Source organism: Streptococcus mitis (assembly GCF_001074635.1).
Classification (GTDB): Bacteria; Bacillota; Bacilli; order Lactobacillales; family Streptococcaceae; genus Streptococcus; species Streptococcus mitis_E.
The window spans coordinates 1-9331 of sequence record NZ_JUQO01000193.1 but is presented as its reverse complement, the minus strand read 5'-3'; the positions used below and the strand labels follow the sequence as shown (position 1 = coordinate 9331).

General features: G+C 43.2%; 7 protein-coding genes and 1 riboswitch. Of the genes, 4 read left to right on the top strand and 3 right to left on the bottom strand.

What is annotated here, in order from left to right:
- Positions 1 to 80: 80 nt before the first annotated feature.
- From ADI58_RS08075 to ADI58_RS08060, 4 genes are all read left to right on the top strand, one after another.
- Complete coding sequence (locus tag ADI58_RS08075) at positions 81 to 2417, top strand: endonuclease MutS2 (RefSeq protein WP_049522143.1); 2337 nt, start codon at positions 81 to 83, stop codon at positions 2415 to 2417.
- Between the two features lie 164 nt (positions 2418 to 2581).
- Positions 2582 to 2670: riboswitch (glycine riboswitch) on the top strand.
- A gap of 90 nt (positions 2671 to 2760) precedes the next feature.
- Positions 2761 to 4083 (top strand): alanine/glycine:cation symporter family protein, encoded by a 1323-nt coding sequence (locus ADI58_RS08070; protein ID WP_000891462.1) that lies wholly within the window; start codon positions 2761 to 2763, stop codon positions 4081 to 4083.
- Positions 4084 to 4214: 131 nt separating this feature from the next.
- Positions 4215 to 4763: a carboxymuconolactone decarboxylase family protein gene (locus tag ADI58_RS08065; protein WP_049522144.1), complete on the top strand. Its 549-nt coding sequence runs from the start codon at positions 4215 to 4217 to the stop codon at positions 4761 to 4763.
- A 109-nt stretch (positions 4764 to 4872) separates the two neighbouring features.
- Positions 4873 to 5772 carry a TDT family transporter gene (locus tag ADI58_RS08060; protein ID WP_049522142.1) on the top strand — a complete coding sequence of 300 codons (900 nt, stop codon included), beginning with the start codon at positions 4873 to 4875 and terminating at the stop codon, positions 5770 to 5772.
- A gap of 24 nt (positions 5773 to 5796) precedes the next feature.
- On the opposite strand, the gene serS is transcribed toward ADI58_RS08060, so the two are convergent.
- The 3 genes from serS to ADI58_RS08045 form a co-directional block, all read right to left on the bottom strand.
- Positions 5797 to 7071 (bottom strand): serine--tRNA ligase, encoded by a 1275-nt coding sequence (serS, locus tag ADI58_RS08055; RefSeq protein WP_049522141.1) that lies wholly within the window; start codon positions 7069 to 7071, stop codon positions 5797 to 5799.
- Positions 7072 to 7284: 213 nt separating this feature from the next.
- Positions 7285 to 7656 (bottom strand): DUF956 family protein, encoded by a 372-nt coding sequence (locus ADI58_RS08050; protein WP_000079347.1) that lies wholly within the window; start codon positions 7654 to 7656, stop codon positions 7285 to 7287.
- A gap of 2 nt (positions 7657 to 7658) precedes the next feature.
- Positions 7659 to 9023: an aspartate kinase gene (locus ADI58_RS08045; RefSeq protein ID WP_049522140.1), complete on the bottom strand. Its 1365-nt coding sequence runs from the start codon at positions 9021 to 9023 to the stop codon at positions 7659 to 7661.
- Positions 9024 to 9331 lie beyond the last annotated feature (308 nt).

Below are 9331 nucleotides of genomic sequence, written 5' to 3'. Positions count from 1 at the left end.
TTGAGTACGGTAAGGCGACGCTGACGTGGTTTGAATTTGATTTTCGAAGAGTATAGACATTCAAAGACAAGGAAATAAAGATGAACAAGAAAATATTAGAAACATTAGAGTTCAATAAGGTCAAGGCCTTGTTTGAACCCCATTTGTTGACCGAGCAGGGCTTGGAGCAATTGAGACAGCTGGCTCCGACTGCCAAAGCAGATAAAATCAAACAGGCTTTTTCTGAGATGAAGGAAATGCAGGCTCTTTTTCTTGAGCAACCGCATTTTACCATTCTCGCAACCAAGGAAATCGCAGGCGTCTGCAAACGGTTGGAGATGGGAGCGGACCTCAATATCGAGGAGTTCCTGCTCTTGAAGCGCGTGCTTCTTGCCAGCCGAGAACTGCAAAGTTTTTATACCAATCTGGAAAATGTCAGCTTGGAAGAATTAGCCCTTTGGTTTGAGAAATTACATGATTTTCCGCAATTGCAAGGGAATCTACAAGCCTTTAATGATGCAGGTTTCATTGAAAATTTTGCCAGTGAAGAATTGGCGCGAATCCGTCGAAAAATCCATGATAGCGAGAGTCAGGTACGCGATGTTTTACAGGACCTGCTCAAGCAGAAAGCGCAGATGTTGACGGAAGGGATTGTTGCCAGCAGAAATGGCCGTCAGGTTCTACCAGTCAAAAACACCTACCGCAATAAGATTGCAGGTGTCGTTCATGATATTTCTGCTAGTGGAAATACTGTCTATATCGAACCCCGTGAGGTGGTCAAACTGAGCGAAGAAATTGCTAGTCTGCGAGCAGATGAGCGCTATGAAATGCTTCGCATTCTTCAAGAAATTTCTGAGCGTGTTCGCCCTCATGCGGCTGAGATTGCCAATGATGCTTGGATTATCGGCCATCTGGACTTGATTCGTGCCAAGGTCCGCTTTATCCAAGAAAGGCAAGCAGTCGTACCTCAGCTGTCAGAAAATCAAGAAATTCAACTGCTCCATGTTTGTCATCCTTTGGTCAAAAATGCCGTCGCAAATGATGTCCATTTTGGCCAAGATTTAACAGCCATTGTCATTACAGGTCCCAATACAGGTGGGAAGACCATCATGCTCAAAACTCTGGGCTTGACGCAGGTTATGGCTCAGTCTGGTTTGCCGATTTTAGCAGACAAGGGAAGTCGTGTTGGTATTTTTGAAGAAATCTTTGCCGATATTGGCGATGAGCAGTCTATTGAGCAGAGCTTGTCTACCTTCTCTAGCCACATGACCAATATTGTGGATATTCTTGGCGAGGTCAACCAGCATTCGCTCTTGCTCTTGGATGAGTTGGGGGCTGGTACAGATCCTCAAGAGGGAGCCGCCCTTGCCATGGCTATTCTGGAGGACCTTCGCCTGCGTCAAGTTAAGACTATGGCTACAACTCACTATCCGGAACTCAAGGCCTACGGTATTGAGACAGCCTTTGTGCAAAATGCCAGCATGGAGTTTGATACTGCAACTCTTCGCCCGACTTATCGCTTTATGCAGGGTGTTCCTGGCCGAAGCAATGCCTTCGAAATTGCCAAACGTCTGGGCCTATCTGAAGTTATCGTAGGGGATGCCAGCCAGCAGGTAGATCAGGACAATGACGTCAACCGGATCATTGAGCAACTGGAAGAGCAGACGCTGGAAAGCCGTAAACGCTTGGACAATATCCGTGAGGTGGAGCAAGAAAATCTCAAGATAAATCGTGCGCTTAAAAAACTCTACAACGAGCTCAATCGTGAAAAGGAAACCGAGCTTAATAAGGCGCGTGAACAGGCTGCTGAGATTGTGGACATGGCCCTAAGTGAAAGTGACCAGATTCTCAAAAATCTCCACAGTAAATCTCAACTCAAGCCCCACGAAATCATTGAAGCCAAGGCCAAGCTGAAAAAATTAGCTCCTGAAAAAGTGGACTTGTCTAAAAATAAGGTCCTTCAAAAAGCTAAGAAAAAACGAGCTCCAAAGGTGGGAGATGATATCGTGGTTCTCAGTTATGGCCAGCGTGGTACCTTGACCAGTCAACTCAAGGACGGCCGTTGGGAAGCCCAAGTTGGTTTAATCAAGATGACCTTGGAAGAGAAAGAATTTGACCTTGTTCAAGCTCAGCAAGAAAAACCAGTCAAGAAGAAACAAGTCAATGTTGTGAAACGGACATCTGGCCGAGGCCCTCAAGCCAGACTGGACCTTCGAGGTAAACGCTATGAAGAAGCTATGAATGAGCTAGATGCCTTTATCGACCAAGCCTTGCTTAATAATATGGCTCAAGTTGATATCATCCATGGTATCGGAACAGGTGTCATCCGTGAAGGTGTCACCAAATACCTACAAAGAAACAAGCATATCAAGAGTTTTGGCTATGCCCCACAAAATGCTGGAGGCAGTGGTGCGACTATTGTCACTTTTAAAGGATAAGAAATATTTCGGAATTCATAAAGTAAAAACTGTTGAACTAATTTTTACTAATAAACACATTGACAAAAACCAACATTTTTTGTAAAATAAGAATCAATTAAATACCAACACCGAATGAAGTTTAATAGAAGTGGGGAATCGTTTGATTTTCCATGACTGTAAATGGACGGAACTCTGGAGAGACCGTAAAGGCACCGAAGGGGCAAGGCAGGCAACTGCTCAAACTCTCAGGTAAAAGGACAGAGCTAGGATAGACCGCTTTTTAGCATTTATCTAAGCATTCCAGAGTACATGTATCTTGCATGTGCTCTTTCTTTTGGGGTTGAAAAGATAGGAGAAGGAAATGTTAGAATTGCTTAAATCAATCGATGCTTTTGCTTGGGGCCCACCCCTCTTGATTCTCTTGGTCGGGACAGGGATTTACCTAACTGCCCGTCTAGGCCTCTTGCAGGTTTTGCGTCTGCCCAAGGCCTTCCAGCTTATTTTTACTAAGGACAAGGGGCATGGCGATGTATCCAGTTTTGCGGCCTTGTGTACAGCCCTCGCAGCTACAGTTGGTACGGGAAATATTATCGGGGTGGCGACGGCTATCAAGGTCGGTGGCCCAGGAGCCCTCTTTTGGATGTGGATGGCTGCTTTCTTTGGGATGGCTACTAAGTATGCAGAAGGACTACTAGCTATCAAATACCGTACCAAGGATGATCATGGTGCAGTAGCAGGAGGTCCCATGCATTATATCCTTCTAGGGATGGGAGAAAAGTGGCGACCACTTGCCATCTTCTTTGCCCTGGCAGGTGTGCTAGTAGCTTTATTAGGAATCGGGACCTTTACCCAAGTCAACTCGATTACAGAATCTATCCAAAATACGACGACTATTTCGCCAGCTATCACGGCTCTTGTTTTGTCTGTATTTGTAGCGATTGCAGTCTTTGGTGGACTCAAGTCCATTTCTAAGGTTTCAACAACCGTTGTTCCTTTTATGGCTATCATCTATATTTTGGGAACTCTTACAGTTATTTTCTTTAATATTGGAAAAATTCCTGCCACAATCGCTTTAATCTTGACATCGGCTTTTAGTCCAGTTGCTGCGGTGGGTGGTTTTGCTGGGGCTAGCATTCGAATGGCTATTCAAAATGGTGTAGCGCGTGGTGTGTTCTCAAACGAATCTGGTTTGGGTTCTGCTCCCATTGCAGCGGCTGCGGCTAAGACAAATGAACCAGTAGAGCAAGGTTTAATTTCCATGACAGGAACCTTTATTGACACCCTCATTATCTGTACCTTGACTGGTTTGACCATCTTGGTAACTGGTGTTTGGAGTGGTGACTTAAATGGGGTTGCCTTGACTCAGTCTGCTTTCTCAACAGTCTTTTCACACTTTGGACCTGCCCTCTTAACAATCTTCCTTGTACTCTTTGCCTTTACAACGATTCTAGGTTGGAACTATTACGGAGAACGTTGTTTTGAGTTTCTCTTTGGGGTTCGCTTTATCTGGCTCTACCGTGTGGTCTTTGTGCTCATGGTCTTGTTGGGAGGATTTATCGAGTTGGATATGGTTTGGATTATCGCAGATATTGTCAATGCCTTGATGGCTCTGCCAAACTTGATTGCCCTCTTGGTCTTGTCGCCAGTCGTTATTGCTGAAACTAAAAAGTATTTTAATAAATAATGGAATCACACATTGCGTGTGATTTTTTGCTTTCATAAAAAATTTCTATCAGTGTAATTTAAAATATATATTATACACGGTATAGAATCTGTGATAGACTAGGTTTCAACAACATGAAAAGAGGTTTTATGATGACAACATTTACAATTCATACAGTCGAATCAGCACCAGCAGAAGTGAAAGAAGTTCTTGAAACAGTAGAAAAAGATAACAATGGCTATATTCCCAACCTAATCGGCCTCTTGGCAAATGCACCGACTGCTTTAGAGGCTTACCGTACTGTCGGAGCTATCAACCGTCGCAATAGCCTGACACCTGTTGAGCGTGAAGTGGTGCAAATCACGGCAGCTGTAACCAATGGTTGTGCCTTCTGCGTCGCAGGTCACACAGCCTTTTCAATCAAACAAATCCAGATGAACGATGATCTTCTGCAAGCCCTTCGCAATCGTACTCCAATCGAAACAGATCCTAAATTGGACACCCTAGCTAAGTTTACTTTGGCAGTTATCAATACCAAGGGTCGTGTAGGAGATGAAGCCTTGACTGAGTTTCTAGAAGTTGGTTATAGCCAACAAAATGCCTTGGATGTGGTTCTTGGTGTCAGTCTAGCAAGCCTCTGTAACTATGCCAACAACCTAGCTAATACCCCAATTAACCCAGAATTGCAACCTTATGCTTAATTCATATCTGAGTAAAATGAAGTCTGAAATAATCGGACTTCGTTTTTTTAAGTCCTCATTTAAGCGCTTTTATGCTATACTGAAACTAACATGATTATTGGAGGTTAGGATGAAAAAACTCCCCTTAGTATTTTCTGGTTGTTTGCTAGGTTTGGCAGGAGCTGGAAATCTTATTTTAGATACGTTGCCGGTTCTGTCCCATCTGTTGAGTCTGACAGGTTTGATTTTGTGGATATTCTTTCTGATTCTTCATCTCTTTAATTGGAAGGAAACCAAGCAAGAATTGACCAAGCCCCCTCTTTTGTCAGGGATGGCCACTTTTCCTATGGCTGGGATGATTTTATCTACCTATGTCTTTCGTGTGTTTTCTCATCTTCCTTTAGTAGCGCAAGGGCTCTGGTGGTTTTCATTTCTCTTGGATTTGGCCTTGATTGCTGGTTTCACTATCAAGTTTGCTTGTCCGGGTAAGAGAGTCAGTGCGACTCCAAGTTGGACTGTTCTCTATGTAGGGATAGCAGTAGCAGCATTGACCTATCCTCTTGTCGGTATCATCGAAATTGCCTATGCGACCTTGAGTTTTGGTTTTCTCCTAACCTTCTATCTCTATCCACTTATTTATAGCGATTTAAAGAAACATCCACTCCAACTAGCCTTGCTTGGCCAAGAAGGAATCTACTGTGCTCCTTTTTCTCTACTCTTGGCTTCCCTAGTTCGAGTTGGAGGAGTCAGCCTACCAACTTGGGTCTTGATTGTCATGATCTTGGCTTCCCAATCCTTCTTTTTCTTTGTTTTGACTCGCCTGCCCAATATTTTAAAACAAGGTTTTCAACCAGCCTTTTCAGCCCTCACCTTCCCGACCATTATCACAGCTACCTCGCTCAAGATGGCTCAGGGAATCTTGAAACTTCCATTTTTGGATTATCTGGTACTGGCTGAAACTGCCATTTGCTTAATTATTTTATTCTTTGTATTGGGAGCTTATCTGATTTGGTTACGAAAAAAGGTCTAGCTAGAAATAGCTAAACCTTATTTTTTATGGTTTGATAACTGCAGCTCCACCCATGTATGGACGAAGTGCTTCTGGGATGGTCACAGAACCATCTTCATTTTGGTAGTTTTCAAGAATAGCAGCCACTGTACGTCCAACTGCAAGTCCAGAACCGTTCAAGGTATGGAGGAGTTTCACCTTGCCGTCTGCTTCATCACGGTAACGGATTTGGGCACGACGGGCTTGGAAATCTTCTGTGTTTGAACAGCTTGAGATTTCACGGTAGGTATTTTGGGCTGGAATCCAAACTTCCAAGTCGTAAGTTTTCGCAGCTGAGAAGCCCATATCTCCTGTAGAGAGAGCAACGACACGGTATGGAAGGTTAAGTTTTTGAAGGATATTTTCAGCATTGGCTGTCATTTTTTCCAATTCTTCGTAAGATTCTTCTGGTTTGGCAAATTTAACCATTTCAACCTTGTGGAATTGGTGCAAACGAATCAAGCCACGAGTATCTCGACCAGCAGAACCAGCCTCGGAACGGAATGATGGACTCATAGCAGTGAAGTAGATTGGCAGGTCTTTACCATCAAGGATTTCATCACGGTAGTAGTTTGTCAGAGGAACTTCGGCTGTAGGAATAAGGACATAATTGCTGTCACTGAGTTCAAAAGTGTCTTCCTTGAATTTTGGATATTGACCAGTACCAAACATAGAATCATGGTTAACCATGTAAGGTGTGATGACTTCAGTGTAGCCTTCTTTTCCATGTTCATCCAACATAAAGTTATAGATAGCACGTTCCAAACGAGCACCGAGTCCTTTATAGAAGAGGAAGCGAGCTCCTGTTACCTTGCCACCGCGTTCCCAGTCAAGGATACCAAGATCTTCACCAAGATCCCAGTGAGCTTTTGGCTCGAAATCGAACTCGCGTGGAGTGCCCCAACGGCGAACTTCCACATTGTCATCTTCGTCAGCTCCAACAGGAACGCTGTCAGCTGGAATGTTTGGAAGAGTAGTGGTAAATTCTGTCAATTTAGCATCGATGTCTGCCAATTCAGCATCCAAGGCTTTAACCTCAGCAGATAGAGTTTGCATGGCAGCAATCTTATCATCTGCATTTTCCTTGTTGCGCTTAGCTTGGGCAATCTCAGCAGAAACTGTGTTACGTTCTGCTTTTAAAGTTTCAACCTTGACCAAGATGTCACGACGTTTGGCATCGATTTCTTTCATCTCGTTTAAGATAGCAGCATCTACACCACGTGTAGCTAATTTTTCTGCGACAGCATCAAAGTCTGTACGAATACGTTTGATATCTAACATAAGAACTCCTTTGTGAAAAAAGCACACCTGACAAAGCGTTGGAGTGGCAGGGCCACGGTTCCATCCAACTTCACAGGTGTGCACTTGATTGTGTATGTAATTGTTACTAACGGTAGAATTTCACCTATCCCTCCTATCTGCTCGCAGCACCCGCAGACTTTCTGAAAGAAGAAGATAACCTACTTATCCGTTGCTATGATTATACTAAAGTTTCTACTTTTTTGCAAATAGATTTTTAAATTTTTGACTAATGGTTTGAATCAGGGTCGGAAGTTTGACGACCTTGTCATTGCCCAGTTTTTCGCGTGCAATTTTAAGAATGGCACCTGAGTCTTTTGAAGCAAAGAGGAATTTTCCTCTGTCTGTAAAGACTTCGAAGTGGCGACTGATTTTGCGACCAGAGACATTAGCTCCAATTTGGTTGATATGGCTCCAAGGAATCTGGATAAATTGTTCAACATTGACATCTGGGTAAAATTCCAAAGCCTGATCTCCGACAAGAAATTTCCCAACTTTCCCAGCTATAGAGAGGTAGGAGGTGCCTGTCGTATTGAGGAGCACTGTTTTGTTAAGTGATTGAGCCATGCTTAGTCTTCCTTACTTTCACCGAAAAAGGAATTGTAGAGGGCTTTAATAGCTGCTTTCTCTTGGTCCTTATGGACAACAAACATAATAGATACTTCACTAGAACCTTGAGACATCATCTGGATGTTGATCTTATTTTCAGATAGAGCACGTGTCGCAGTAGCAGTTACTCCGATATGGCTCTTCATTTTTTCTCCAACAATCATAATGATAGAAAGGTCGTGTTCGATTTCTGCATGGTCTACTTCAGCCTTTTGAACCAACTGACGAAGGATTTCTTCTTCCTTGATAGGAGTTAGTTCACGAGAACGGAGGATGATTGAAAGATCGTCGATACCTGTTGGCATATGTTCCCAACCGATGTTAAGGTCTTCAAGGATTTGAAGAACCTTGCGTCCAAATCCAACCTCACGGTTCATGAGGTATTTCGACATGTTGATGCTGACAAAGCCTGAGTCACCAGCAATTCCCACAACTGGAAATTCATCACTACTGTGTTTTAGAACGATACGAGTACCTGGATGGTCAGGGTTGTTGGTATTCTTGATAACGAGAGGGATTTTTCCACGGTAGGCAGGAAGAAGAGCTTCGTCATGAAGAACTGAGAATCCTGCATAGGCCAACTCACGCATTTCACGGTAGGTCAACTCAGGGATTGAGTGTGGTTGGTGGATAATACCAGGGTGGGCTGCAAAGATACCATCAACGTCTGTAAAGTTTTCATAGAGGTCTGCCTTAACACCGGCAGCAATGATAGAACCTGTAATGTCTGATCCTCCACGTGAGAAGGTACAGATTTGATTTTCCTTGGTAACTCCAAAGAAACCAGGAATGACAAGGACTTCATTTGCATTTGTCAATTCTTCAATCTTGTCATAACTTGATGGAATGATGCGAGCGTGACCAGGTTCACTTGTGACCACAATACCAGCTTCTCTAGGGTGCACATAGCGTGCATCGATCCCGTTTTGATTAAAGTAGGCAGCGATCAATTTGGCATTGTTATTTTCACCGGCTGCTAGGAAGGTATCGTAGAGAAATTCATTTTCATCAATAGGAAGAGTGGCTAAGGCGCGAATGCTTTTGGAAATTTTTTCTAGCACAGCTGGTTTAAGACCTAGTTCACTAACCATAGCAGCATAGCGGTCGATAATCCAGTTTTGGCTCTTGCTAATATCGTTACCAGCAACATAGTCGCGGTAGTATTTAATCAAGGCATCCGTAACCTTAGTATCTTCAGCATTGCGTTTACCAGGCGCAGAAACGACGACAAAACGACGCTCTGAATCGCTTTTGACGATGTTTAAAACTTTTTCTAATTGACTAGCAGAGGCAAGAGAGCTACCTCCAAATTTAACAACCTTCATAAGAACTCCTAAAGTAAGTATTTTATACGATTATAGCAGAAAGAAAGCCTTTTTTCAATGAAGAAAATAAGATGCTTTCTAGGGTAAAGCGAGCCTTTCCAATCGGCTGAGACACTTTTAGTCGATTTTTTCTTGCTTTCGAGTTTTAAAAAAGCTATACTTTGGAAATAAAATAATTTAATACTCAATGAAAATCAAAGAGCAAACTAGGAAGCTAGCTGTAGACTGCTCAAAGCACTGCTTTGAGGTTGTAAATAAGACTGACGAAGTCAGCTCAAAACACTGTTTTGAGGTTGTGGATAGAACTG